Source organism: Variovorax sp. P4_B11 (assembly GCF_056402355.1).
The window spans coordinates 26,112-50,367 of record NZ_JBFUHO010000047.1; the positions used below are offsets into that span (position 1 = coordinate 26,112).

At 69.5% G+C, this 24,256-nt stretch carries 21 protein-coding genes; 5 read left to right on the forward strand and 16 right to left on the reverse strand.

Annotation, left to right across the window (positions count from 1 at the left end):
• Nucleotides 1–5: 5 nt before the first annotated feature.
• Nucleotides 6–977, reverse strand: a complete 972-nt coding sequence (locus tag AC1DYD_RS30255; RefSeq protein WP_478176442.1) for a Bug family tripartite tricarboxylate transporter substrate binding protein — start codon at nt 975–977, stop codon at nt 6–8.
• Nucleotides 978–1,000: 23 nt separating this feature from the next.
• Nucleotides 1,001–1,981, reverse strand: coding sequence for a Bug family tripartite tricarboxylate transporter substrate binding protein (locus AC1DYD_RS30260; protein WP_478176443.1), 981 nt, complete (start codon nt 1,979–1,981; stop codon nt 1,001–1,003).
• An 81-nt stretch (nt 1,982–2,062) separates the two neighbouring features.
• Here AC1DYD_RS30260 and AC1DYD_RS30265 point away from each other — a divergent pair, with 81 nt between their 5' ends.
• Nucleotides 2,063–2,554, forward strand: a complete 492-nt coding sequence (locus tag AC1DYD_RS30265; protein ID WP_478176444.1) for a MarR family winged helix-turn-helix transcriptional regulator — start codon at nt 2,063–2,065, stop codon at nt 2,552–2,554.
• Nucleotides 2,555–2,558: 4 nt separating this feature from the next.
• On the opposite strand, the gene AC1DYD_RS30270 is transcribed toward AC1DYD_RS30265, so the two are convergent.
• Genes AC1DYD_RS30270 through AC1DYD_RS30280 form a run of 3 tightly spaced genes read right to left on the reverse strand, consistent with a single transcriptional unit; the run spans nt 2,559 to nt 6,903 of the window.
• Nucleotides 2,559–3,635, reverse strand: a complete 1,077-nt coding sequence (locus AC1DYD_RS30270; RefSeq protein ID WP_478176445.1) for a mechanosensitive ion channel family protein — start codon at nt 3,633–3,635, stop codon at nt 2,559–2,561.
• A complete protein-coding gene (locus AC1DYD_RS30275) occupies nt 3,632–5,875 on the reverse strand; it encodes an FUSC family protein (RefSeq protein WP_478176446.1) in 2,244 nt (747 codons plus the stop codon). The genes AC1DYD_RS30270 and AC1DYD_RS30275 overlap by 4 nt, the downstream gene beginning before the upstream one ends.
• Entirely contained in the window at nt 5,875–6,903 is a 1,029-nt protein-coding gene (locus tag AC1DYD_RS30280) for an inositol monophosphatase family protein (RefSeq protein ID WP_478176447.1), read from the reverse strand. Before AC1DYD_RS30280 ends, AC1DYD_RS30275 begins: the two co-directional genes overlap by 1 nt.
• A gap of 141 nt (nt 6,904–7,044) precedes the next feature.
• Here AC1DYD_RS30280 and AC1DYD_RS30285 point away from each other — a divergent pair, with 141 nt between their 5' ends.
• Together AC1DYD_RS30285 and cysE are read left to right on the forward strand one after the other, a co-directional pair.
• Nucleotides 7,045–7,815, forward strand: coding sequence for an RNA methyltransferase (locus AC1DYD_RS30285; RefSeq protein ID WP_478176448.1), 771 nt, complete (start codon nt 7,045–7,047; stop codon nt 7,813–7,815).
• 35 nt (nt 7,816–7,850) lie between these two features.
• Nucleotides 7,851–8,627 carry a serine O-acetyltransferase gene (gene cysE / locus AC1DYD_RS30290; RefSeq protein ID WP_478176449.1) on the forward strand — a complete coding sequence of 259 codons (777 nt, stop codon included), beginning with the start codon at nt 7,851–7,853 and terminating at the stop codon, nt 8,625–8,627.
• Nucleotides 8,628–8,840: 213 nt separating this feature from the next.
• Here cysE and AC1DYD_RS30295 read toward each other — a convergent pair whose 3' ends face one another.
• Nucleotides 8,841–10,535 (reverse strand): electron transfer flavoprotein-ubiquinone oxidoreductase, encoded by a 1,695-nt coding sequence (locus AC1DYD_RS30295; RefSeq protein WP_478176450.1) that lies wholly within the window; start codon nt 10,533–10,535, stop codon nt 8,841–8,843.
• A gap of 118 nt (nt 10,536–10,653) precedes the next feature.
• On the opposite strand from AC1DYD_RS30295, the gene AC1DYD_RS30300 reads away from it, so the two are divergent.
• Nucleotides 10,654–11,436: an SDR family oxidoreductase gene (locus AC1DYD_RS30300; RefSeq protein ID WP_478176451.1), complete on the forward strand. Its 783-nt coding sequence runs from the start codon at nt 10,654–10,656 to the stop codon at nt 11,434–11,436.
• Between the two features lie 80 nt (nt 11,437–11,516).
• Here AC1DYD_RS30300 and AC1DYD_RS30305 read toward each other — a convergent pair whose 3' ends face one another.
• From AC1DYD_RS30305 to AC1DYD_RS30330, 6 genes are read right to left on the reverse strand one after another with little or no spacing between them, the layout of a single operon-like run.
• Nucleotides 11,517–13,076, reverse strand: a complete 1,560-nt coding sequence (locus tag AC1DYD_RS30305; protein WP_478176452.1) for an ABC transporter substrate-binding protein — start codon at nt 13,074–13,076, stop codon at nt 11,517–11,519.
• A 36-nt stretch (nt 13,077–13,112) separates the two neighbouring features.
• The gene (locus tag AC1DYD_RS30310) at nt 13,113–14,822 is read right to left on the reverse strand and encodes an ABC transporter ATP-binding protein (RefSeq protein ID WP_478176453.1); all 1,710 of its coding nucleotides are present in this window, start codon (nt 14,820–14,822) and stop codon (nt 13,113–13,115) included.
• Complete coding sequence (locus AC1DYD_RS30315) at nt 14,819–15,646, reverse strand: ABC transporter permease (RefSeq protein WP_478176454.1); 828 nt, start codon at nt 15,644–15,646, stop codon at nt 14,819–14,821. The genes AC1DYD_RS30310 and AC1DYD_RS30315 overlap by 4 nt, the downstream gene beginning before the upstream one ends.
• Nucleotides 15,647–15,651: 5 nt before the next feature.
• Nucleotides 15,652–16,596: an ABC transporter permease gene (locus AC1DYD_RS30320; protein ID WP_478176455.1), complete on the reverse strand. Its 945-nt coding sequence runs from the start codon at nt 16,594–16,596 to the stop codon at nt 15,652–15,654.
• A 26-nt stretch (nt 16,597–16,622) separates the two neighbouring features.
• Nucleotides 16,623–17,504, reverse strand: a complete 882-nt coding sequence (locus tag AC1DYD_RS30325; protein WP_478176456.1) for an alpha/beta hydrolase family protein — start codon at nt 17,502–17,504, stop codon at nt 16,623–16,625.
• Nucleotides 17,505–17,527: 23 nt separating this feature from the next.
• A complete protein-coding gene (locus AC1DYD_RS30330; RefSeq protein WP_478176457.1) occupies nt 17,528–18,661 on the reverse strand; it encodes a C45 family autoproteolytic acyltransferase/hydolase in 1,134 nt (377 codons plus the stop codon).
• 190 nt (nt 18,662–18,851) lie between these two features.
• On the opposite strand from AC1DYD_RS30330, the gene AC1DYD_RS30335 reads away from it, so the two are divergent.
• Nucleotides 18,852–19,769 (forward strand): LysR family transcriptional regulator, encoded by a 918-nt coding sequence (locus AC1DYD_RS30335; protein WP_478176469.1) that lies wholly within the window; start codon nt 18,852–18,854, stop codon nt 19,767–19,769.
• 67 nt (nt 19,770–19,836) lie between these two features.
• On the opposite strand, the gene AC1DYD_RS30340 is transcribed toward AC1DYD_RS30335, so the two are convergent.
• The 4 genes from AC1DYD_RS30340 to AC1DYD_RS30355 all read right to left on the reverse strand — a co-directional run bounded on the left by AC1DYD_RS30340 (nt 19,837) and on the right by AC1DYD_RS30355 (nt 24,240).
• Entirely contained in the window at nt 19,837–21,207 is a 1,371-nt protein-coding gene (locus AC1DYD_RS30340) for a sensor histidine kinase (RefSeq protein ID WP_478176458.1), read from the reverse strand.
• On the reverse strand, nt 21,204–21,881 hold the full coding sequence (locus tag AC1DYD_RS30345) for a response regulator (RefSeq protein WP_478176459.1): 678 nt from the start codon (nt 21,879–21,881) through the stop codon (nt 21,204–21,206). Before AC1DYD_RS30345 ends, AC1DYD_RS30340 begins: the two co-directional genes overlap by 4 nt.
• 209 nt (nt 21,882–22,090) lie before the next feature.
• Complete coding sequence (eutC, locus tag AC1DYD_RS30350) at nt 22,091–22,849, reverse strand: ethanolamine ammonia-lyase subunit EutC (protein ID WP_478176460.1); 759 nt, start codon at nt 22,847–22,849, stop codon at nt 22,091–22,093.
• Nucleotides 22,846–24,240 carry an ethanolamine ammonia-lyase subunit EutB gene (locus tag AC1DYD_RS30355; RefSeq protein ID WP_478176461.1) on the reverse strand — a complete coding sequence of 465 codons (1,395 nt, stop codon included), beginning with the start codon at nt 24,238–24,240 and terminating at the stop codon, nt 22,846–22,848. Before AC1DYD_RS30355 ends, eutC begins: the two co-directional genes overlap by 4 nt.
• Nucleotides 24,241–24,256: the final 16 nt, after the last annotated feature.

Consider the following 24,256-nt stretch of genomic DNA (forward strand, 5'->3'; position numbering starts at 1 on the left):
GGTTTTCAGGGCTGGTAGCCGGACTTCTGCACCACCGGCGCCCACTGCGCGCGGTAGGCCGTGAGCATGGCCTCGGTCTGGGCCTGGGTGCTGACCACCGGCGTCATCAGCGTGTCCTTGAAGCGGCGCTGGGTGTCGGGGTCCTGCATGACTTCGCGGATCGCCTGCGAGAGGCGCGCGACCTTGTCCTTCGGCATGCTGGCCGGGGCGAAGAAGGTGTTCCAGCCGGTGGCGACCAGGTCGAGGCCGGCTTCCCTGAAGGTCGGGATCTCGGGCGCAAAGGCCGAGCGTTTCGCGCCCGACACCGCCAGGATGCGGATCTTGCCGGCCTGATGCTGCGGCAAGTCGACGTCGAAGGTGTCGAAGGCGATCGGCACCTGGCCGCCGATCAGGTCGGTCAGCAACGGGCCCGAGCCGCGGTAGCCCACGACCTCGGCCCGCACCTTGGCCTTCTCGCCCATCATGAGGCCGAAGAAGTGCGGCAGGCTGCCGGTCGCCGGCACGCCGAAGTTGGCCTTCTCGGGGTTGGCGCGCATCCAGGCCAGCAGGTGCGACAGTTCGCGCACCGGCACCGCGGTCGACACCGCCAGCGCGAACTCGTAGTCGTTGACGTGCGAGACCGGCACGAAGTCGCGCTCGGCGTCGTAGCCGTTGTCCTTGAAGACCAGCGGCGCGACCACCATCACGGCCGGGTTGGCGAGCATCAGCACGTTCTGGCCGGCCGGCGTGGCCTTGACCTGCTGCGCCGCCAGCCGGCCGCCGGCGCCGGGCTTGTTGTCGACCACCACCGGGACGCCCAGCTTGGCCTGCAGCTTGTCGCCGACGATGCGCGCCACGCGGTCGGTGGCGCCGCCGGCGGCATAGCCGACCACGATGCGAAGCGGGCCGCCCTCGAGCGTCTGGGCCTGGGCTCCCAGGGTGGCTGCGCCGAGGACGAGCGCGGCGGCGAGGCGGGGGATGAATCGACGAGAAAACATGGGGGCTCCGATGCGAGGAAAGGTCAGTCGTTGGCCTGGAAATTCACGGCCTTCATGATGCCGCCCCAGCGGGCGGTGTCCTCGCGCATTGTCTTCAACAGCACCTCGGGGCTGTCGCCCACCGGGTACATGCCGTTCTGCACCAGTTGCTGGCGCACCTCGCGCGAATTGACGGCGCGCGTGAACTCGGCGCGCAGCCTGTCGACGATCGGCTGCGGCGTCTTCAATGGCGCGTAGTACGCGAACCAGGCGGTCGCGACCACGCCCTTGAGCCCGGCCTCGGTGATTGTCGGCAGGTCGGGCATCAGCGGCGAGCGCTTGTCGCCGCTGGTGGCCAGCACCTTCACGCGGCCGGTGGGCAGCATCTGCAGCGCGCCGCCGACGGTGTCGAAGTACACCGGGATGGTGCCGCCCATGACGTCCTGCCGCGCCGGCGTCGAGCCGCGGTAGGGCACGTGGACCATCTGCAGGCCGGCGGCGCGATTGAGCATCTCGCCGAGGAAGTGGGAGGGCGTGCCGGCGCCGTAGGAAGCGAAGCTCAGCTTGTCGCCCTGCGCCTTGGCCCAGGCCAGGAATTCGGGCAGCGTGTTGGCGGGCACGTCCTTGCCGACCACCAGCGCCAGTTCGAAGCGGGCCGCATTGATGATCGGCACGAAGTCCTTGATCGGGTCGTAGGAGAGGTTGCGGTAGGCGCCCGGGAACATGGTCATCATGCTGGCCGTGCCCAGCAGCAGCGTGCGGCCGTCGGGCGCCGCGGTCTTCACCGCCTCGACCGCGATGCGGCCGGCGGCGCCGGACCGGTTGTCGATGATCAGCGGGCCGAGCGAGTCGCGCACTTCATGCGCGATGGCGCGCGTGAGCACGTCCTGGGTGCCGCCGGCCGGGACGCCGATCAGCACCTTGATGGGCTGGCCCGGCGTGAAGGCCTGGGCGCGCGCCAGCGGCGACAGCGCGAGGCCGCCGAGGGCCGCCAGGACGTGGCGGCGGTCGATTCCGTGGTGCATGGGGTCTTGTCTCCTTTGGATTGACTTTAGAGTCGCGGCATTCGATTGATCAAATCAACCATTCCAAGGACTTACCACGAGATGAGCGCGCCACGCCGACCCCTGGACGACCTGCTGCTGTACCGCCTGTCGCGCCTGCTCGCGGTCGGCGGCAGCATGGTCATCCGCTTGTGCGAGGGGCGCTTCGGCATCACGCGGCGCGAGTGGCGGCTGATCGCCACGCTGGCCAGCCGCGGCGAACTGAGTTCCTCGCAGTTGGCCGAGCATGCGCAGCTCGATCGGGCGCGGACCTCGAAGGCGGTGGGCTCGATGGTGGCCAAGGGGCTGCTGTCGCGCGAGCATCCGGCCGGTGATCGGCGCCGGGTGCTGCTGGGGCTCACGGCGCGCGGGCAGGCCTTGTACGACGAATTGTTCCCGCTGGTGACGCAGATCAATGGCGAACTGGTGGGGGCGCTGGATGCCGAATCGGTGGCCCGGCTGGACGATGCGCTGCGGCTGCTGCAGGCACGCGCCGAGCGCATGGCCGCCGAAGCCGTGCTGCCCAAGGCCGACCGCGGGCGGCGCGGCGCTTGACTGTTCAGGGCTGCGCCGTCTCCGCTGCCGCGGCAGCCCGCCCGCCTTCTCCCTCGATCCGCATCCGCGGCAGGAACTGCGGGTACTCGCGCTGCATGAATTCGATCAGCCCCTCGCGCACCGTGCAGCGCAGGTCGAAGGCCAGCGCCGACGAGGCCGCGGTGCACAGCACGCGGATCTGCATCGTGCGCTCGGTGGCATCGGTGACCCGCAGGTTGAAGAAGCGGCCGTCCCATTCGGGCGCCGCCTTGACGATGCGCTCGACCTCGGCGCGCAGCGGCGCCAGCGGCATGCCGTAGTCGGCGTAGACGAAGACCGAGCCGAGCAGCTGCGAGTCGTGCCGGGTCCAGTTCTGGAACGGCTTCTCGATGAAGTAGGTGAGCGGCAGGATCAGCCGGCGGTCGTCCCAGATCCGCAGCACCACGAAGGTTCCGGTGATCTCCTCGACCCGCCCCCACTCGCCTTCGACCACCAGCACGTCGTCGATCCGGATCGGCTGCGCCAGCGCGATCTGCAGCCCGGCGATCAGGTTGCTGAACACCGGCTTGGCCGCCAGGCCCGCGACGATGCCGATCACGCCGGCCGAGGCCAGCAGGCTGGCGCCGACCTGGCGCGCGCCCGGGAAGGTCATCAGCATCAGCGCGGCGCCCGCCACCAGCAGCACCGAATTGGCGGTGCGGGCCAGCACCCGCGTCTGGGTCAGGATGCGGCGCGACTGCAGGTTGTCGCGCACGTCCGAGGGGTGCTGCCTGACCATGCCGTCGGCGAAGCCGTTGATCGCCTGCGCCGCGAGCCAGGTCGCTGCCGCGATCAGCAGCAGGCCATTGAGGTGGCGGACGTTGCCGATGAAGCGCAGGTCTTCGGGTGCGGCCTGCCAGACCAGCTGCAGTGCGATCAGCGGCAGCACGAAGCGCGCCGGCCGCTTGATCGCCAGCAGCGTCGCGTGGAGCGTCGGCACCGAGCGCGTGACGCGGTCGAGCACCAGCGCGGCCACCCGGTGCGCCAGCAGCGCCAGCGGCAGCGCGAGCAGCGCGGCGAGCAGGGGGGCCGACCACGGGTAGGCGAGCAGTTCCAGGATCATCGGGCGGCCTGGGGGCTGTCTTGCCTGGCTTCCGCAAGCGGCTGCAGGATGCGTGCCGCGTCGTCGCGCAGCTGCGCCGCGATGCCCGTGGCCATGTCGAGCCGGCGCAGCAGCCAGGGCGTGATGTCGTTGTCGAAGGGGTCGGGCAGCGGGATCGGGCCGGACAGCGTGGTGGCAGGCGCGCCCTCGGGCATCACCGGGCCGCTGGTGGGCGCGGCGCCGATGGCGGCCTCGATGCGCTGGGCCGTGCGCGCCAGCGGGCCTTCGATCTCGGCCGGCGTCAGGCGGTCGCGGCGCAGCACCAGCATCGACTTCACCGCGCTCAGCTGGGCCAGCAACTGGTAGCTGTGGGCCTGCAGGTGTTCCAGCGGTTCGAGCGGCGGGCGCACGGCACGCGGCTCCGACAGCGAGCGCTGCGTCGCCTGCACCAGGGCCGAGAGGCTGTCGTAGGCCTCGCGGCGGGCCAGCCGCCATTCGAGCTCGGGGCTGACGCCGACCGAGCGCAGCTGGCCCAGCCCGAGCGCGAGCCGCGCATGGCGGGCCTGGGCTTTCAGCACCCGCGCCACCAGCGACGGGATCTGGCCGCGCTCCCAGGAGGGCAGCACGTAGCAGAAGGCCCAGGCCAGCGCGGCGCCGATCAGGGTGTCGGCGACGCGCTCGAACAGCGCGAAGGTGGTGCTCATGCCGGTGTTCAGCATGTGGGCCTGGACCAGTCCCAGCACCGTGGCGGCGACCGAGGTGATCAGGTAGCGCCGCACCGCGAAGCCGTGGGCGATCGCCTGGGCCAGCGTCATCGCGGCCAGCAGGCCCAGCGGGGTGGGGTGCGCCGCCAGCAGGGCGACCGCGAAGACGCAGCCCAGCAAGGTGCCGGCGACGCGGCTGTTGCGCCGCTCCAGCGTCTGCGACAGGCTGCCGCGCAGCACCACCACGATGGTCAGCAGGATCCAGTAGTCGTGCGAGCCCCAGGGCAGGGCGAGCGCGATGCCGTAGCCGGCGGCGATCGCCAGCGCGGCGCGGATCGCGTGGCGCAGCGGGGGCGCGTCCCAGCGCCAGAGCGCGAGGAAAGGCCGCAGCGACCATTCGGTCGGGCTGACGAACATCTGCCAGCTGGCCCGGACCACCGCCAGGTCGGGCTCGCGGTCGCCGCGGGCCAGGGCCGACAGGCGCAGCACTTCGTCGTTGATGTGGCCGATGCGGCTGGCCAGCCCGCGCGCCAGCATCGCCGGCGTCGGGCCGGTGTAGCCGCGCGCAGGCGTGGCCTCCTCGTCGAGGTGGATCGCGGTCAGTTCGTGGCGGCGGTCGGGCACCGTCCCGGGCCGGCGCCCGAGCAGCAGGGCGTCGGCCAGCGCGGCGGTGTCGCCGGCCAGGGCTTCGAGGATGCGCCGCATCTCGACCAGCGCCGCCGCATGGCCCGGGTGGGCCTTGAGCGCATCGAGGTCGAGTTCGCTGGCCAGCAGCAGGTCGCGCAGCTCGAGCACCGTCATCAGCATGCCGGCGAGCCGCTGCCGGGACGGGGTGCGCGGCGATTCGAGCACGATGTCGCGGGCCGCCTGCAGCTGGTCGGCCAGCGCCGCCTGCTGGCCCAGCAGCAGGCCGAGCAGCGAGGCCGGCACCTCGCGGACATCGCCGGATTCATCGAGCGGCGTGAACTGGCGCGCCTCGGTGCGCATCAGCGCCGCCAGCGATAGCAGCAGGTCGGCCATCACCTGCACCCGGTAGCGGGCGTTGAGCGCCAGGTTGGCGAGCACCGCGTAGATCACGTAGAGCCCGGCGCCGAGGCCGAAATGCAGCGTGCGCTGCACCGCTTCGGCCATGTCGGCCGGCTTCTGCGTGGCCATCGAGAAGATCATCGAGAACATCACCGCGATCGCGATCGGGATGCCTCGCTTGCCCCAGGCCATCGCCAGGAAGGCCAGGAAGGTGGCCGGCACCAGCACCAGGCCGAGCTGGAGGGGGGCCGTGTGCAGCAGCTGCACGAGGAAGAACAGCGGCAGCCCGATCAGCGGCGCCGGCAGCATCTGCAGCAGCTTGCCGCGGCGTGGAGCGGGCAGGTCGGGCGGCGCCGTGACGATCACGCCGACCGAGGCGGCCGACGCCGCGAGCGTCCCCAGCACCAGGTGCACGCCGCCGGAGATCAGCAGCAGCCCGAGCGCCACCGAGACACCGTTGGCGATGTAGTGCCCCAGCGCCACGCGCATCGCGGCGCGGCTGCGGACGGCGGCCGCGCGCTGCGCCTCCATCACTTGGCGGCGGCGTCGCCCTCGGCGGGCGTCACGGGGGCCTCGCGGCGGATCCGCGTGAGCTTGCGTGGCGCCGGCGGCGCGTCGGCCGCGGGCTCGTCGCCGGCGGGGGGCGCCGGCGCGGCCTCGATCGTGCTGCGGGCGTAGGTGTCGCCGGCGTGCGCCGACGGATCGACCGCGCGGATGCGGTCGCTGGCGCGCAGCTTGTCGTCGATGCCCGCGAACTTGGAGTACTTGGCCAGGAGCGGCACCAGCTGCCCGTAGATGCGGGGCGCGCCGGCCAGGCACTCGCGCTGGTCGAGGAACTCGGGTTCGCCGGTGAAGTTGCCGATCAGGCCGCCGGCTTCGGTGACCAGCAGCGAACCGGCCGCCACGTCCCAGATGTTGAGGCCGGTCTCGAAGAAGCCGTCGGTGAAGCCGGCCGCGACATAGGCCAGGTCGAGCGCCGCGGCGCCCGGGCGGCGCAGGCCGGCCATGCGCGGCATCAGGTCGGCCATGATCGCCAGGTACTGCTTGAAGTTGTCGCCGGTGCGGAACGGGAAGCCGGTCGAGACCAGGCATTCGTTCAGGCGGGTTCGCTTGCTGACGCGCAGGCGCCGGTCGTTCATGTAGGCGCCGCGGCCCTTGGTGGCGGTGAACAGGTCGTTGCGGCTCGGGTCGTAGATGACCGCCTGCTCGACCTTGCCGCGGACCGCCAGCGCGATCGACACGCAATAGACCGGGAAGCCGTGGATGAAGTTGGTGGTGCCGTCGAGCGGATCGATGATCCAGACGAATTCCGAATCCTTGGCGCCGTGCTCGGTGCCCGATTCCTCGGCCAGGATGCCGTGCCCCGGGTAGGCGGTGAGCAGCGTCTCGATGATCGCTCGCTCGCTCGCATGATCGACTTCGGTGACGAAGTCGTTCACCTGCTTTTGCGAAATGCGCACCGCTTCGACGTCGAGCGCGGCGCGATTGATGATGGCGCCGGCGGCGCGGGCGGCCTTGACGGCCACATTGAGCATGGGGTGCAGGTTGGGGGACGACATGAATTGTGAGAAGAACGGAAAAGGGACGATCGGTTGATGCGGCGGCCCCCTGGAAAGCGGCCCGGCGATGCGGGCGGCGAGAATCGGGGGATTTTACCGGCTCCGCGAAGCCGGCGTCCCGAACCCTTGGCCGAGCCCCCCATGCGTACCCGTTTCATCCTGATCCAGACCAGCCATGCCGGCAATGTCGGCGCCGCCGCCCGCGCCATGAAGACCATGGGCTTCGGCGACCTGGTCCTGGTGGCCCCGCGCTGGGCCAACGTGCTGCGGCGCGAGGAAACCATCCAGCGCGCCAGCGGGGCGCTCGACGTGCTCAATAACGCCCGCATCGTCGACACGCTGGACGAGGCGCTCGACGGCGTCACCCACCTGTGCGCCACCGCGATGATCCCGCGCGACTTCGGCCCGCCGACGCGGACGCCGCGCGAGCACCTCGAACCGCTCGCCAGCGGCGAGACGCAGCATGTCGCCTTCCTGTTCGGCTCGGAGCGCTTCGGGATGCGCAACGAGGATGTCTACCGCTGCAATGTCGCGCTCAGCATCCCCACCGAACCGACTTTCGGCTCGCTGAACCTGGGCGCCGCGATCCAGGTGATCGCCTACGAATGGCGGCTGGCCCTGGGCGGCTACGCGGTGCGCGACGCCACGTCGGCGCCGGCCGCGGCCGACGCCAAGGCGGTGGCCGGCATGCTCGACCACTGGGAGCGTTCGCTGGTCGACATCGGCTTCCTCGACCCCGGCGCGCCCAAGAAGCTGATGCCGCGGCTGCAGCAGCTGTTCAACCGGGCCCAGCCGACGCCCGAGGAGATCCACATCCTGCGCGGCATCGCCAAGGCGATGGCGGAAGCGGCGCATGGGGCCCCGGGCGGGCCGAAAACCCCATCCGCCGTGCGCGAAGAGCCGCGGCCTTAGACTGCCGATCCGAACTCCATATAACGACAACAAGCATGTTCTCGCGGCTGCGTTCCGACATCCAGTGCATCCTCGACCGCGACCCGGCGGCCCGCACGCGCTGGGAGGTGCTGACCCTCTATCCCGGCCTGCATGCCGTGGCGCTGCACCGGCTCGCGCACTGGTGCTGGGTCCACGGCCTCAAGTGGTTCGGCCGCTTCATTTCCCAGGCCTCGCGCTGGCTGACCGGCATCGAGATCCACCCTGGGGCGATCGTCGGCGACCGCGTCTTCTTCGACCATGCGATGGGCGTGGTGGTCGGCGAGACGGCCGAGATCGGCGACGGCTGCACCATCTACCAGGGCGTGACCCTGGGCGGCACCTCGCTCTACAAGGGCGCCAAGCGGCACCCGACGCTGGGCAGGAACGTGGTTGTCAGTGCCGGCGCCAAGGTGCTGGGCGGCTTCGTGGTCGGCGACGGCGCCAAGATCGGCAGCAATGCGGTGGTGATCAAGCCGGTGCCGCCCGGCGCCACGGCGGTCGGCATCCCGGCCCGGATCATCCCGTCCAAGACCGGCGAGAGCGCCGACCTGGCCAGCCCGGCCGCCCCCAAGTTCTCGGCCTACGGCATCACGCTGGAGGACGACCCGCTGAGCCAGGCCATGAAGGGCCTGATCGACAGCGCCTCGAGCCAGGACCACCAGATCGCGCTGCTCTGGAAGGCGATCGAGTCGCTGTCGGCGCAGCCCGGCAAGAAGGATTGCGTGCCGGGCGATGCGGCGAAGGATGAGTCGTTCGAGGCCGAACGGCTGACGCAGCTGATCGGCAAGTAGAGGAAGGGCCCCCACGCTCCCCCACTGCGTGTGGGTCGCTGCCCCCCGAGGGGGCCGCAGGCCGCCTTGGGGCGGCCCGGCGCCGGCCTGGACTGGCCCCCACGCTCCCCCACTGCGTGTGGGTCGCTGCCCCCCGAGGGGGCCGCAGGCCGCCTTGGGGCGGCCCGGCGCCGGCCTGGCCCCCAACGCTCGCCAAGAGGGGATGGGTCCTTTCTACATCCCGACGTAGTTCGGGCCGCCGCCGCCTTCTGGCGTGACCCAGACGATGTTCTGCGTCGGGTCCTTGATGTCGCAGGTCTTGCAGTGCACGCAGTTCTGGGCGTTGATCTGCAGCCTTTCCTTGCCCTCGGCGTCCGGCACGAACTCGTACACGCCGGCCGGGCAGTAGCGGCTCTCGGGGCCGGCGTACTCGGGCAGGTTGATGGTGGTCGGCACCGCAGCGTTCTTGAGCGTCAGGTGCGCCGGCTGGTTCTCCTCGTGGTTGGTGTTGCTGATGAACACCGAGGAGAGCCGGTCGAAGGTGAGCTTGCCGTCGGGCTTGGGGTAGGCGATCGTCTTGCACGCGGCCGCCGGCTTGAGCCGCTCGTGGTCGGGCTGGTGGCGGTGCACGGTCCACGGGATGTGGCCGCGCAGCACCAGCTGCTCGATGCCGGTCATCACGGTGCCGACCGCCAGGCCCTTCTTGAACCATTGCTTGAAATTGCGCGCCTTGTTGAGCTCGGTGTGCAGCCAGCTCTTCTCGAAGGCGGCCGGATAGGCCGTGAGCTCGTCGTGCTGGCGGCCGGCCATCACCGCTTCGTAGGCGGCTTCGGCGGCCAGCATGCCGGTCTTGATGGCGGCGTGGCTGCCCTTGATGCGGCTGGCGTTGAGGTAGCCGGCCTCGCAGCCGACCAGCGCGCCGCCCGGAAACACGGTCTTGGGCAGCGACAGCAGCCCGCCCGCGGTGATCGCGCGGGCGCCGTAGCTGAGCCGCTTGGGCGCCTTCAGGCCCTTGTCCTGGCCCTCGAAGTACCAGCGGATGTTGGGGTGCGTCTTGAAACGCTGGAACTCCTCGAACGGGCTCATGTAGGGGTTCTGATAGTCCAGGCCGACGACATAGCCGATGATCAGCTGGTTGTTCTCGGCGTGGTACAGGAACGAGCCGCCATAGGTGTCCGAAGGCAGCGGCCAGCCGGCCGTGTGCACCGCCAGGCCCGGCTCGTGGCGTGCCGGGTCGATTTCCCACAGCTCCTTGATGCCGATGCCGTAGCTTTGCGGGTCCTTGCCGTCGTCGAGCTTGTACTTGGCGATCAGCTGGCGGCCCAGGTGGCCGCGCGCGCCTTCGGCAAAGATCGTGTACTTGGCGTGCAGCTCCATGCCGAGCTGGAAGTTCTCGGTCGGCTCGCCGTCCTTGCCGATGCCGAGGTTGCCCGTGGCGACGCCGCGGACCTTGCCGTCGTCGGTGTAGAGCACCTCCGCGGCCGGAAAGCCGGGGAAGATCTCGACGCCGAGCCCTTCGGCCTGCTGCGCCAGCCAGCGCACCACGTTGCCCAGGCTGACGATGTAGTTGCCTTCGTTGTGGAAGTTCTTGGGCAGCATGAAGTTCGGCGTCCGGGTGGCGCCGGTCTCGGTCATCATCAGGAAGGTGTCGCGCGTGACCGGCTGGTTCAGCGGTGCGCCGAGCTCTTCCCAGTCGGGCAGCAGTTCGTACAGCGCGCGCGGATCCATGATCGCGCCCGACAGGATGTGGGCGCCGGGTTCCGAGCCCTTTTCGAGCACGACGACCGAGATGTCCTTGCCGTGCGAAGCGGCCAGCTGCTTCAGGCGGATGGCGGTCGCGAGGCCGCCCGGGCCTGCGCCGACCACGACCACGTCGTATTCCATGGCTTCGCGGGGGCCGAACTGGGCGAGTATTTCGTCATGCGTCATGTGGGTCTCGTCGATAATGATTTGAAGGTGCGAGGCACCGCGGCGGGCCGGGCCATTTTATGCGTCGCCTGCGTGCCTTTCGGGGCGTCGCCTCGGAGACTCCAACTGGATCTTTTTCATGGCTTACAGCATCGATCTTTCCGGCCGCGTGGCTTTCGTCACCGGCGCATCGAGTGGCCTCGGCGCCCAGTTCGCCAAGACGCTCGCCCGGGCCGGCGCCGCGGTGGTACTGGCCAGCCGCAACACCGACAAGCTCAAGGAACTGCGCGCCCGCATCGAAGGCGAGGGCGGCGATGCCCATGTGGTCGAGCTCGACGTCACCGACCTCGGCAGCATCAAGGCCGCGGTGGCGCGCGCCGAGACCGAGGTCGGGCCGATCGACGTGCTGGTCAACAACTCCGGCGTCAGCAACACGCGGCGCCTGAAGGATGTCTCGAGCGAGGACTACGATTTCATCTTCGACACCAACGTCAAGGGCTCCTTCTTCGTCGCGCAGGAGGTCGGCAAGCGGATGCTGGCGCGCGCCAGGGGGGCGGCGCCGGGCACCTACATCGGCGGGCGCATCATCAATATCGCCTCGGTGGCGGCGCTCAAGGTGCTGCCGCAGATCGGCGTCTACTGCATGAGCAAGGCCGCGCTGGTGCAGATGACCAAGGCCATGGCGCTCGAGTGGGGCCGCTTCGGCATCAACGTCAATGCGCTGTGTCCCGGCTACATCGCCACCGAGCTCAACGAGGAGCACTGGGTCACGGACGGCGGCCAGAAGCTGGTCGGCATGCTGCCGCGCAAGCGCGTCGGCAAGCCCGAGGACCTCGACGGCCTGATCGTGCTGCTGGCCAGCGGCCAGAGCCACTTCGTCAACGGCGCGGTGATCGCGGCCGACGACGGGTTCGCGCTCTGACGCCACGGAGGGCCGGCGGCATCGGCTCGTCGCGTCGTGGCTGGAAGCTCGTGGACGAGATGTCGATCCCGATCCAGTGATCAGTTCGCCTTTGCAGACACACCCCAGAGGCGCGGCTTTCCTTCCCACACCGCGAAGCCACTGAGGCGTTTGCGCACCGCCCACGCGTCGATGCCGTTGAACAGCATCACCATCGGCACCTGCTGGATCATTTGCGCGTGGATCTGGTCGAAGAGCACCTGGCGTTTCTTCGGGTCCGATTCGGCGAAGCTGTCGTCGATCAGTTTCAGCGCTTGCGGGTCTTCCCACACCTTGCGCGCCTGCTTGTCCTTCGGCCCCGAGAACTGCTCGTAGCTCAGCGCCGGGTCGAGTCGCGAGGAATAGCTGAACGAGCTCATCTGGTAGTTGCCGCTGTTGTAGCGGTCCAGTTGCGTGGCCCACTCGAGCACCTCGATCTGGGCGTTGATGCCCACCGACTGCATCATGGCCTGCGCCAGCACCGCCACCGTGTAGCTGGGCACATGGGCGCGCTTGTTGGTCTGGATGGTGATCTTCTCGCCCTTGTAGCCGGCCTCGCGCAGGAGCTTCGCGGCCTGCGCGGGGTCGTAGTGCCAACCCTTCTTCTGCGCGGCACTGTAGAAGGCCGAACCCTTGTGGATGGCCGAATTGTTCACCGAGCCCAGCCCCTCGGAGGCGGCGGCCACGATCTGCTCGATGTCCAGCGAGGCCGCGATGGCCTGGCGCAGCTTCTGGTTCTTCAGCAGCGGGTCGCGCGTCTGGATCAGCAGTACGTTCTTGATGGCCTCGGGCGGCGCCTGCACCACGAGGTTGTGGTCGCTCTTGAGCTCCTGCGCATCGCTCGACGTGATCTGCCCGGCGTCGATGGCGCCCGACTTCAGGCCGGCCGCGGCGGTGGCCGCATCGGGCACGACCAGGAACTTCACCGTGTCCACCAGCGGCGCCTTCAGGCCGACGTAGCCGTCCACCTGGGTGGCGCCGGCGGGCGAGGTGTAGCCCTTGAAGGCGGTGAGCGTCACGTACTCGCCGCGCTTCCATTCGCCGAACTTGAAGGGGCCGGTGGCCACGGGCTTGTCCCAGCTGCCGTCGGCCTTCACCGAGCTCTTGTGCAGGATGGCCGTCATGCCGCAGTCGGTGCGCGCGAGGGTGTCGAGGAACACGGCCGACGGCTTGTTGATCTTCATCACGAAGGTGCTGTCGTCGGGCGTGGCGGTCTCGACCACCTTGAGCCCATTGCGGCCGTCGTACTCGCTGGTGCAGCGCCAGTCGGTCTTCGGGTCCATGTAGCGCTTCCAGTTCCACGCCACGTCGGCCGCGGTCATCGGCGCGTCGTTGTGGAACTTCACGCCCTTGCGAAGCTTGAAGGTGTAGGTCAGGCCGTCCTTCGACACGTCGACCGACTGCGCGAGCAGAGGGCCAACGCTGCCGTCCGCCCGGTAGCCGACCAGCCCCTCGACGATGTTCAGCAGCACGCCGTCGGTGGTGTTGTCGCGGTTCACGCCGGGGTTGGTGGAACGGATGTCGGCGGGCTGTGCCACGGTGACGGTGGTCTGGGCGAACGCGCCCGAGGTGGCCAGGCAGGCGCCGGCGATGGCGGCGTGGCGGAAGAGAGAACGGGACATGAAGGGACTCCTGCGGGGCAAGTACAAATGAAAGTTTCAGGCGAAGGCGGGGGCTTCGGTCGTGGCGCCGGCGCCGGTACCGCTGGGGGCGTCGACCTCCGCTTGGCCGCCGAAGCGCCAGCGCAGCCGCACGCCGCCGCCAGCGGTCGGCTCGAGCGCCGGAATGGCCGACAGCAGTCTGCGCGTGTAGTCGTGCTGGGGTGCGTCGAACACGGCGTCGCGCGGGCCTTGCTCGACGATGCGGCCGTCCTGCATCACGACCACGCGGTCAGCCACCTGCTCGACCACGCCGAGGTCGTGGCTGATGAACAGGCACGAGAAGCCGTGGCGCTTCTGCAGCTCGGCGAACAGTTCGAGCACCTGTGCGCGCACCGTCACGTCGAGCGCCGACACCGGCTCGTCGGCGATCACGAAGGCCGGACGGCGCACGATGGCGCGAGCAATCGCCACGCRCTGGCGCTGGCCGCCCGACAGCTCGTGCACGTAGCGCGGCGCGAAGCCGGTGCCCAGGCCGACTTCGTCGAGCACCTCTTGCACGCGCCGCGCCTTGTCGACCGTCGACGTGCCCTTGACCAGGCGCAGGCCTTCGCCCACCAGCTGGCCGATGGTCATGCGCGGGTCGAGCGAGGCATACGGATCCTGGAACACCATCTGGCATTGCAGCCGGTAGTCGGACCAGCCGGCGTCGGAGCGCAGGATGGGGCGCCCGCGAAACAGGATGTCGCCGCCGCTGGGCTTGAGCAGGCCCGCGATGGTGCGGCCCAGTGTCGTCTTGCCGGAGCCCGAGCCGCCGACCACGGCGACCACCTCGCGCGGCCGCACCACCAGGTCGATGCCGTGCAGCGCGCGCTTGGGCGCCGCCTTGGCGAACAGGCGCCGGTGGCCCGCGTAGTCGACCACCAGCTTGCGTACCTCGACCATGGGTGCCTCCTCGGCCACCTGCCGCGCGGGCAGGCGGCGCGGCATGGCCTGCAGCAACTCGCGCGTGTAGGCGTGCTTCGGGTGTTCGAGCATGTCGTCGGTGCGGCCGGTTTCCTGCACCTCGCCGTGCCGCATCACGACCATGCGCTGGGTGAAGCGCGCCACCATCGGCAGGTCGTGGCTGATCATCAGCACGGCCGTACGGTGTTCGCGCGTGAGGCCCACCATGAGCTCCAGCACGTCGCGCTGCACCACGGCGTCGAGCGCGGTGGTCGGCTCGTCGGCGATCAGCAGCGCGGGCTCCAGCAGCATCACCGAGGCCAGCATCATCCGCTGGCGCATGCCGCCCGAGAACTCGTGCGGCCATGCATCGAGGGTGCCCTTGGGATCGCGGATGCCGACGCGCGCCAGCATGTCGAGGATGCGCGTCTGCCGCGCGGCCGGCGACAGGTCGCGCCGGTGCAGCGCCAGGGCCTCGCCCAGTTGCTTGCCGAGGGTCATCGACGGATTGAGAGAGGTCATGGGCTCCTGGAACACCATGCCCACGCGCGCGCCGCGCAGCTCGCGCAGCCGCGCCGGTCCGGCCTGCGCCAGGTCTTCGCCCTCGAAAAGGATGCGTCCGGCGGTGCGCACCAGCGGCGGCGGCGTAAGGCCCATGACGGCGCGCGCGGCCTGCGTCTTGCCGCTGCCCGATTCGCCGACGATGCCGACCATCTCGCCCGGGGCGATGTCGAACGACACGTTGCGCACGATCTCCCGGCCGCCCATGCCGACGGCGAGCGTCAGGCCTTCCACGCTGACCAGGGCGTTGTTCGTCGTCGTCATTGCACGCCCTTCATGCGTGGATCGAGCCAGTCGCGCAGTGCGTCGCCCAGCAGGTTGATGCCCAGCAGCGTCAGCGCGATGCACAGGCCCGGAAGAATCGAAAGGTAGCTGGCCTGCGCCATGAACGGGCGGGCCGACGCGAGCATGTTGCCCCAGGTGGGCGCCGGCGGCGGCACGCCCAGGCCGAGGAACGACAGCGCGCTCTCGGCCAGGATTACCCAGCCGAACATCGAGGTGGCCAGCACCGTGAGCGGGGCGGTGCAGTTGGGCAGCACGTGGCGCACCATGGTGTAGAGCTCGGAGTTGCCGAGCACGCGCGAGGATTCGATGAACTCCTTCTCGCGCAGCGAAAGCACCGTGCCACGCACGATGCGCGTCACCGAGGGCGTGTAGGCCAGCCCGAGCGCCAGGATGATGCCGTACGGGTTCGCGCCCACCACCGCGAGCAGGCCCAGCGCCAGCAGCAGGCCGGGGAAGGCCAGCAGCGCGTTGTTGAAGGCCATCACGACGCGGTCGGTCCAGCCGCGCAGGAAGCCCGTCAGCACGCCGACGATGCTGCCCACTACGATCGAGAAGCTCACGGTCAGCACGCTGATCCAGACGCTGGTGGAGGCGCCGGCCATCAGGCGCGAGAGTTCGTCGCGGCCGAACTCGTCGGTGCCCAGCAGATAGGCTCCGCCCGGCAGCTTCAGGCGGGAGCCGAAGTTGATGCGCAGCGGGTCATGCGGCGTCCACACGAGGCTGACGAGTGCCGCGGCCACGATCAAGCCGACGATGACAATGCCGACCAGGGCGTTCAGGGGAATGCGTTTCTTGCGATTCATCGGGCTCACTCGACGGCGACGCGGGGGTCGAAGAGGGGATAGCAAAGGTCGATGACGAGGTTCACCAGCACGTAGATCACCGCCACGAACAACAGGCAGCCCTGGATCACCGGGTAGTCGCGCGCGAAGATCGCATCGACCAGCAGCCGGCCCAGGCCGGGAATGGTGAACACCGTCTCGACCACCGCGATGCCGCCGAGCAGGTTGCCGAGCACGAGGCCGATGAGCGTCCAGGTCGGGCCGAAGGCGTTCTTGAAGGCATGGCGCATGAGCACCGCGCGTTCCGACAAGCCCTTGGCGCGCGCATGCGTGATGTAGTCCAGCCGCAGCACCTCGAGCGTGCTGGCGCGCGCCATGCGCATGAGCACGCCGATCTCGTGCAGGAACAGCGTGAGCACCGGCAGCACAAGGTAGAGCAGGCCGTTCTTCCAGTCTTCGGCGATGCCCACGTACCCCACCACCGGCAGCCAGCCAAGCTTGAGGCCGAACAGCAGCAGCAGCAGCAGGCCGAGCCAGAAGGTGGGAATGGACACCAACAGCGTCGCCGAGCCGACCAGCAGCAGGTCGGGCGCGCGGTTCTGCTTCCACGCGGCGATCATGCCGGCGGGCACCGCCACCATGACGGCCAGCGCCACGGCCGCCAGCACGATGCGGCCGCTGATCAGGAAGCGGTCGGTCACCAGCGAGAGCACGTCCTGGCCGCTGTTGATCGAGCTGCCCAGGTCGCCCTGCAGCACGTGACCGAACCAGATGCCGAACTGCGCCGGCACCGGACGGTCGAGTCCGAGGCGCGCGCGCATCTCGGCCAGGCTGGCGGGCGTGGCGAGGTCGCCCAGCAGCAACTGCGCGGGGTCGCCGGGAATCAGCCGTATCAGCACGAACACCGACACCGCCACGATGAGCAGTGTGGGGATCGCCATCGCGATGCGGGCCGCAGCGAAACGAAACATGGGCCTTTTCCTTCTCGAAGTGGCCGTCAGGCCGGCGATGACACGGCACGAGGCTCGCGCAACGCGTAGAGCGCGTCGGCCAGGAAGTCCTGCACGCGACCCACGCAGGCCAGGCCGTTGTGCGGCACGTTGTCGAGCAGGTCGAACGTGACTTTCACGCCGGCCGCCTCGAAGGAGCGGCGCAGCGTGTCCAGCCGCTCGGGTCGGGTGCGGCCCGCATCGTTGGCGCCCGGCATGTAGTACTTGCCGCCTTCGCGGTGCGTGATCTCCCAGGTCTCGATGTCGGCCTTGCCGGCAATCATCTGCACCGGCACCCGGCGCAGTGCGTCGAGGTCGATGGGCTTGCCGAAGCGCGCCTCGAAGTCCTTCGTGCCCACCCACCAGCCCTGCGATGGGTCCAGCTGCGTCACGGAGCCCGGCGCGCCGATCGACACGGCCCACAGGCGCTCGGGGTGCAGCATGGCGAAGCGGTTGGCGAACTGGCCGCCGCCCGAATAGCCGAAGAGGGCGAAGCGGCTGAAGTCGCATTCGAACTTCTCGGCCACCTCGGCCACCATGTCGAGCAGGATACGGTCGTAGTGGATGTCGGCCTCGACCAGGTGCTTGAATCCGTCGCGGTTGCCGTCGCCGCGCACGCCCGCCGGGAACAGCGGGCACAGCACGATGCAGTCGTTCCACTTCGCGAAGCCGCTGAAGGCCTCGCGGTAGTTGACGAAGGCGCGGCCGGTGCCGTGCATCACCACCACCAGCTGCATCGGGCGCGCGCCCGGCTTGCCGATGCGGTGCGGCACATAGGTGCAATACGAAAAGCGCGGGTCGCTGCGCGAGGCGTAGATCGTGCTGGGGCCCAGGTCGTAGATGGCGCGGGCGCGCTGGTCGGCCGGCGCAGTGGGGGTGTCGGTGGGCATGGGGTGGGTCATGGCGGCGTGGGTCAAAGCGTGTATTCCTGGAAGTTGCGGGCCTCGTAAGGCTTGCGCGCCACCCACATCACGCGGTTGGCGGCGTCCATGAGGGTGGTGGCCACGGTGGCCGAGATGCTGCTGAAGTCTGCCGGCTTGGGGGTGCGCAGCACGCCGTCGGGTTTGCCGAATTCGTCGGCCAGCGCGGCCTTGACGTCGGTCCAGTCGATGCGGCCCTCGACGCGGCGCAGCGCGTTCTCCACGCGGTGCTGGCGGTAGATGCTGTCGGGGCGCTGCGGCAGGCCCGGGTCGCGCAGCTTGATGACGGCCGCGGGCGACATCCAGTGGTTGGCGTGCACCAGCAGGTCGTTCTCGGGCAACGTCCAGAAGATTTCGCCCGGGGAGGTTTCGAGGCTGATGCCCGAGCCGTCGTTGCCGCCGGCCTGCGCCAGGATCATGTTGTTGGCGCAATAGCGCTTCGAGGCCCAGACGGTCTTCATCGCCTGCGCCAGGTTGACGGCCTCCAGCACGCGGCGGCGCAGCAGCACCAGCGGCACGCCGGCGCCTTGCTGGAAGTCTTCATGGCAGGTCAGCGAATTGCCGGTGAGCGACACGCCGTGGCTGTTGAAGCCGTGCCGCGCCAGCGCACCGGCTTCGGTGAAGCTGAGCATGTCGGTGCCGTTCGCATTGCGGATGCGCAGCACGATGCCGGTGTCCACGCATTCCTGGCGCCAGTCCCAGTTGTGGGCGTGCATCAGGCGGCCGGTGGCCGAGCGCGCGGGCAGCACGACGACGCCGGTGCAGTCGCCGTCCTCGGAAGGGGCGGCGCCGGCCGCGGGCTCCGGCGCAGGCTTCATGTCGGCGTAGCCGAAGAGCATCTCGGTGCGGCAATTGATCATCACGATGTCTTCGAGCGGCACGCCGGCGCCCTCGGCGATGCCGCGCATCTCCTCGAGGTAGCTCGCGTCGTAGGCCTCGATCAGCGGCAGCATCGACTGCGCAAGGCGGCGGATGGTGGCGTCGTCCAAACCGCGGCGGGCAAGCTGGGCGCGGTAGAGCGCGACGCCGCCGGCAACGCGCTCGGGCACGGCGCGGCCGTGCTGCACGCCGCGCGCGTGGGGTGTCCCGGAAACATCGACGAGGGGAAAGCAGGGGGGGGAGGTCATGAGTGAGGGGGCTGAGGTGTTCCTGTCATCTGCCTGCCGCATGAAGGCGGCAAAGGCACCAGGCAGTGACCATGGCCCGCATTGTTTTGCAAGAACAGGAAAAAATAAATTTAAAAATTATTTACAATCAATAAAGAAATTGTTTCTATTTCGGCTCCTCGCAGCCTGTTTGCGGCATCCCGGCCTTCCCATGAGCACCATCCGCTTTCTTCGCACCTTCGTGGCCGCGGCCCGTGGCGGCTCCTTCGCCGCCGCCGCCGACCAAGTGGCGCTGACGCAGGCCGCCGTGGGCCAGCAGATGCGTGCGCTCGAAGCGGAAATGAAGAAGACGCTGTTTGACAAGACCGGCCGCACCATGGTGCTGAGCCCCGCGGGCCACCTGCTGCTGCCGCGCGCCGAACAGCTGCTGGCGCAGTACGAGTCGATGCGGCGCGACCTGCAGGACCAGCGGCAGATCGCCGGCACCATCAAGCTCGGTTCACTCATCTCGGCCATGGGCCTGCTGTCGAGCACGCTGGCGCAGCTCAAGTCGCTGCATCCGAACCTGGAGGTCGAGCTGCGCGTGCGCGATCAAACGCAGCTGATGCAGGACGTGGTGAGTGGCGAGCTCGACGCGGCCGTGGTCGTCGAACGGCAATGGCCCGAGGTGCCGGGCCTGCTGTGGACACCCTGCTACGACGAGGCGCTCACGGTGATCGCCAACTCGGGCATCGCATCGCCCGACACGAACATCGCGAATCTGTTCGCCACTCACCCCTTCATCCGCTTCGACCGGCGCACGCCGACGGGTGCGCGCATCGATCGCATCATGCGGCGGCTACAGCTCGTGCCGAAGGAGTTGCTCGAACTCAATTCGCTGCTGGCCATTGCCGAGCTGGTGCGCAAGAACGTGGGCTTCACCATGGCGCCGCTGCTGAAGAATTTCGACTGGGAGAGCGACCCGGCGCTGTGCGTGTTGCAATTGCCGGGGCGACCCATTGCGCGCCGGCTGGGCATGCTGGAGAACGGCAAGCGCAGTCACATTACCCGCGTGGTTCGCGAGGAAATGCTGGACCACCTTCGTCGAATGAAGTCCGTCGGAAGGTCTGCATCCTCGGCGTCTCATTGACTGTGTTGATCGGCCGGGCTCCAGCTGATACGGGCGCGGTGATCAGCCGAGAGCGCTTCGGGGTGATTCAAGCCTGGCGCAGCACGATGCGCGCCTCGAAGCCGCTGGCTGCACCTGGCGGCGGCGAAGCGAGGTCGAGCCGGGCGCCGAGCTTTTCGACGATGGCGCCGACGATCGACAGCCCGAGGCCGTAGCCCGCGCGGTCGGAAGAGTGGCGCACATGGCGGTGCTGCAAGGTGCTCAACTGAGCCGCGTCGACGCCGGGCCCGAAGTCGCGGACCGCCAGCGTGCAGGGCGCCATCACCTCGATCACGACGCGGCCGCGCCCATACCGCAGGCCGTTCTCGACCAGGTTGCGCAGCGCGATCGCAAGCGCATCGACGTCGCCGAGCGCGATCGGAGGCTCGCTGTCCGGGACCTTGAGCGACAGGCGCTCGTTGACCCGCGGATCCTGCCAGAACTCCTGCGCCACCGTGCCGGCCAGCTGGACCAGATCGATCGGCGCCCGTGTCAGCGAGGCGCCGGATTCGGCCCGCGACATCTGCAGCAGCTTCTCGGTGCGGTGGCCGAGCATCTGCAGCGCATCGAATGCGGCCTGCACGTCCTCGCGCTTCAGATCGTGCTCGAGGGCGGTCTGCAACCTCAGGCGTGCGGCGGCGAGCGGTGTGCGCAGTTCGTGCGCCGCGTTCGAGGCCAGCGCGCGCTCGACGTCCAGCGATTGAGACAGCCGCTCCAGCAGCTGGTTGACGTGGTCGCCCACCGAACGCAGCTCCTTCGGCAGGCCTGGCAGCCGGATCGGGCGCAGGTCGACGCCGCTGCGCTGCTCGATCTCGCCGGCCAGCTGCTGCAGCGCCCGCAGTTCCTTGCGGGCCACGTTGCGCAGCACCAGGGCCAGCAGCGGCAGCACGGCACCCAGCGGGATGATGAGGCCGAAGAGGGTCCGGTTGAGCGCGGTGCGGCGCTCGTCCAGCGGATCGGCGACCTGGAAGAACAGTTCGCGCGTGGGATGCCGCAACGTGTAGACGCGCCACGCATCGGCGTTGGCGAAACCGGGCGCCAACGGCACGTCGAAGGCGTTGACCGGCGCCTCGGCCGAGCGCAGCAGCACGCGCTCGTGCAGGTTGACCACCTGGTAGATCACGGCGTCGGTCGGATACAACTGCGGCGGCGCGATCAGCGGAGGCGGCGCGGCGGGGTTCGCGCGCTGCAGCCTGTCGAGCTCCTGCACCGCCATGTCGAACATCCGGTGCGAAACCTCGATCAGCTCGCTGTCGAAGTTGTGGTTGATCTCGCGGTCCACGTACCAGGCGACGCCGAGCACGCACAGCAGCCAGGCGCCGCCGACCCACAGGATCAGCGTTCGCGTGAGGCGGCCTGCGAGCGAATCGCGCCGGCCCATTGGCTTGACGCCGATCTGCTGCAGCAGCCCGGGTTTCATTCGTCCTCTTCGTCCGGCGCGAACGAGAGCCGGTAGCCGAGGCCGCGCAAAGTCTGGATGTACTTGCGTCCCAGCTTGCGCCGAAGGCGGCTGATGAAGACTTCCAGCGTATTGCTGTCGGCCTCGTCGCCGAAGCCGTAGAGCGCATCGGCCAGGTTCTCGCGGGTGTGGATGCGCTCGGGGCGGGTGGCCATGACGCGCAGCAATGCCCACTCCTTCTGGGTCAGCGTGACCGGAAAGCCGTCCTTTCGGACCAGGTCGTGCGCGATGTCGATCTCCAGCGTACCGAGTTTCAGCACCGGCGCGCTGCGGGTGCTGCGCCGGCGTTCGACCGCGCGCAGCCGTGCCAGCAGTTCGGCCGGGTCGTAGGGCTTGATCAGGTAGTCGTCGGCGCCGGCGTCGAGGCCGCGGATACGGTCCGTCACCTGGTCGCGGGCGGTCAGCACGATCACGATCGGGCGTTCGCGCAGGGCGCGGATGGTCGGCAGCAGGGAGAGGCCGTCGCCGTCGCCCAGGTGCAGGTCGAGCAGCACGGCCGCGTACTGCACGGCGGCCAGCGCGGCGTGCGCTTGCGCGAGGCCCGGCGCCACGTCGACCACGAAGGCCTTGGCCGCGAGATAGCCGCAGACGGCGTCTGCCAGGGCGACGTCGTCCTCGACCAGCAATATGCGCACGGGGCGGTCCTTTCCAAAAGGAAGGAGTCTAGATGCTGTGTGCTCGGCGTGATGGACGTCGCGACGCCGACCTACCAGCCTGCGCTCGACGCCCTGGCCTCATGCCGCGGGCACGACGCGGTCGCTACTTCTTCTCGCGCGGCAGCCGCCCCATCAGGAAGAACTCCGGGTTAGGCTCCTTGATTCCTTGGTGTCGGGTACCGGCCCGATCATGGGGAATGGGGCAGATGGAGTTCGCTGTCGTCCTTCAGCGCGACACCCGTCAGGCCGCGGCGCAGGGCCTCGCGCAGCAGCCAGGCCAGCTTGAAGGCGGCGGTGGCGTACGGCAGGCCTTCGGGCCGCACGTTCGAGATGCAGTTGCGTTCGGCGTCGTGGCGGCCGCGCCGCGGCGCATGGGTGATGTAGATCCCCAGGCTGTCGGGCGAACTCAGGCCCGGCCGCTCGCCGATCAGCATGATCGCCAGGCGCGCCCCGAAGGCCTCGCCGACCTCGTCCGCCAGCGCGACGCGCGCCTGCGTCGCAATCACCACGGGCGCCAGCGACAGGTCGGGCGGCAGCTGCCGGCGCAGTGCCGCCAGCAGCGGTGCGGCATGGCGGGCCACCGCCAGCGAGGACAGGCCGTCGCCGACCACGATGCACAGGTCGACGGGCGCGTGCGCATCGGCGCGCAGCCGCTGGGCGTCGGCGGCGTCGAGCTGCCGGCCGAGGTCGGGTCGCCGCAGGTAGGCGGTGCGGTCGGGCGCGCGGCTGCGGGCCTGTGCGACCTCCCAGCCGCCGTCGCGCAGCGTGGCCGCGAGCGACGGCACGTCGAGCGCCGCATGAATGGCGTCGCGTGCCATCGCATGCGCCCAGCCGAAGCGCAGCACTTCATCGGTCGGCATGCCGGCGCCGGCGCGGCCGAGCGCCAGGCGCGCGGGCGTCGACCGGCGCCAGTCGCCCCAGGGGCTGGCGGTGACGATGTCCTTCATCGAGCCAGCGCCGTCAAGGCGCCCATGTCGGCCAGCAGGCGGTTGCCCGCAGGCGGCTGCAGCCGGCCCGCGCGGTCGCTGATCTGCATGCGCTGCAGCCAGGCCTCGAATTCGGGCGCGCGCTTCAAGCCCAGCGTTTCGCGCAGGAACAGCGCGTCGTGGAAGGAAGTGCTCTGGTAGTTGAGCATCACGTCGTCGGCGCCCGGCACGCCCATGATGAAGTTGATGCCGGCCGTGCCGAGCAGCACCAGCAGCGTGTCCATGTCGTCCTGGTCGGCCTCGGCGTGGTTCGTGTAGCAGATGTCGCAGCCGATCGGCAGGCCCAGCAGCTTGCCGCAGAAGTGATCCTCGAGGCCGGCGCGGATGATCTGCTTGCCGTCGTAGAGGTACTCGGGCCCGATGAAGCCGACCACGGTGTTGATCAGCAGCGGCTGGTAGCGGCGCGCGAGCGCATAGGCGCGTGCCTCGCAGGTCTGCTGGTCGACGCCGAAATTGGCGTTGGCCGACAGCGCGCTGCCCTGGCCGGTCTCGAAGTACATGCAGTTGCGGCCCGCGGTGCCGCGGTTCAGGGCCTGCGCGGCCGCATGGGCCTCGTCGAGCAGCTCGGGCGTGACGCCGAAGGAGAGGTTGGTCTTCTCGGTGCCGCCGATGGATTGGAACACCAGGTCGATCGGGGCCCCGGATTCGGCCAGCTTCAAGGTGTTGGTGACATGGGTCAGGACGCAGCTTTGCGTCGGGATCTCGAAGCGCTGGATCACCTCGTCGAGCAGGCGCAGCAGTTCGCCCAGCACGGGCATGCTGTCGGAGACCGGGTTGAGCCCGATCACCGCATCGCCGGCGCCCATCAGCAGGCCGTCGAGCGTCGAGGCCGCGACGCCGCGCAGGTCGTCGGTCGGGTGGTTGGGCTGCAGCCGGACCGCGAGATGGCCGGGCAGGCCGATGGTGTCCCTGAAGCGCGTGACGACGCTGCACTTGCGCGCCACCGCGACCAGGTCCTGGTTGCGCATGAGCTTCGAGGCCGCGGCCGCCATCTCGGGCGTGAGCCCGGGCGCCAGCGCGGTCAGCGTCGCGCTGTCGGCGTGCTCGGACAGCAGCCAGTTGCGGAAGTCGCCGACCGTCAGGTGCGACACCGGCGCGAAGGCCGTGGCGTCGTGGCTGTCGATGATCAGGCGCGTGATGTTGTCCGTTTCGTAGGGGATCAGCGCCTCGGTCAGGAACTGTTTCAGCGGGGTCTCGGCCAGCACGTGGCGCGCCGCCATGCGCTGCTGGGCGGTGGCCGCGCCGATCTCCGCCAGGTAGTCGCCCGAGCGCGCCGGGCTGGCGCAGGCCATGACCTGCTTCAGGTCGTCGAAGTCGAAAACCTGCGAATCGATCGTGGTGCGGTAGCGCATGGTGAGACAGCGAGGT

Coding starts and splice junctions, on each gene's coding strand:
- AC1DYD_RS30255 (WP_478176442.1), bottom strand. CDS start 977: ATGTTTTCTCGTCGATTCATCCCCCGCCTCGCCGCCGCGCTCGTCCTC.
- AC1DYD_RS30260 (WP_478176443.1), bottom strand. CDS start 1,981: ATGCACCACGGAATCGACCGCCGCCACGTCCTGGCGGCCCTCGGCGGC.
- AC1DYD_RS30265 (WP_478176444.1), top strand. CDS start 2,063: ATGAGCGCGCCACGCCGACCCCTGGACGACCTGCTGCTGTACCGCCTG.
- AC1DYD_RS30270 (WP_478176445.1), bottom strand. CDS start 3,635: ATGATCCTGGAACTGCTCGCCTACCCGTGGTCGGCCCCCCTGCTCGCC.
- AC1DYD_RS30275 (WP_478176446.1), bottom strand. CDS start 5,875: ATGGAGGCGCAGCGCGCGGCCGCCGTCCGCAGCCGCGCCGCGATGCGC.
- AC1DYD_RS30280 (WP_478176447.1), bottom strand. CDS start 6,903: ATGTCGTCCCCCAACCTGCACCCCATGCTCAATGTGGCCGTCAAGGCC.
- AC1DYD_RS30285 (WP_478176448.1), top strand. CDS start 7,045: ATGCGTACCCGTTTCATCCTGATCCAGACCAGCCATGCCGGCAATGTC.
- cysE (WP_478176449.1), top strand. CDS start 7,851: ATGTTCTCGCGGCTGCGTTCCGACATCCAGTGCATCCTCGACCGCGAC.
- AC1DYD_RS30295 (WP_478176450.1), bottom strand. CDS start 10,535: ATGACGCATGACGAAATACTCGCCCAGTTCGGCCCCCGCGAAGCCATG.
- AC1DYD_RS30300 (WP_478176451.1), top strand. CDS start 10,654: ATGGCTTACAGCATCGATCTTTCCGGCCGCGTGGCTTTCGTCACCGGC.
- AC1DYD_RS30305 (WP_478176452.1), bottom strand. CDS start 13,076: ATGTCCCGTTCTCTCTTCCGCCACGCCGCCATCGCCGGCGCCTGCCTG.
- AC1DYD_RS30315 (WP_478176454.1), bottom strand. CDS start 15,646: ATGAATCGCAAGAAACGCATTCCCCTGAACGCCCTGGTCGGCATTGTC.
- AC1DYD_RS30320 (WP_478176455.1), bottom strand. CDS start 16,596: ATGTTTCGTTTCGCTGCGGCCCGCATCGCGATGGCGATCCCCACACTG.
- AC1DYD_RS30325 (WP_478176456.1), bottom strand. CDS start 17,504: ATGCCCACCGACACCCCCACTGCGCCGGCCGACCAGCGCGCCCGCGCC.
- AC1DYD_RS30330 (WP_478176457.1), bottom strand. CDS start 18,661: ATGACCTCCCCCCCCTGCTTTCCCCTCGTCGATGTTTCCGGGACACCC.
- AC1DYD_RS30335 (WP_478176469.1), top strand. CDS start 18,852: ATGAGCACCATCCGCTTTCTTCGCACCTTCGTGGCCGCGGCCCGTGGC.
- AC1DYD_RS30340 (WP_478176458.1), bottom strand. CDS start 21,207: ATGAAACCCGGGCTGCTGCAGCAGATCGGCGTCAAGCCAATGGGCCGG.
- eutC (WP_478176460.1), bottom strand. CDS start 22,849: ATGAAGGACATCGTCACCGCCAGCCCCTGGGGCGACTGGCGCCGGTCG.
- AC1DYD_RS30355 (WP_478176461.1), bottom strand. CDS start 24,240: ATGCGCTACCGCACCACGATCGATTCGCAGGTTTTCGACTTCGACGAC.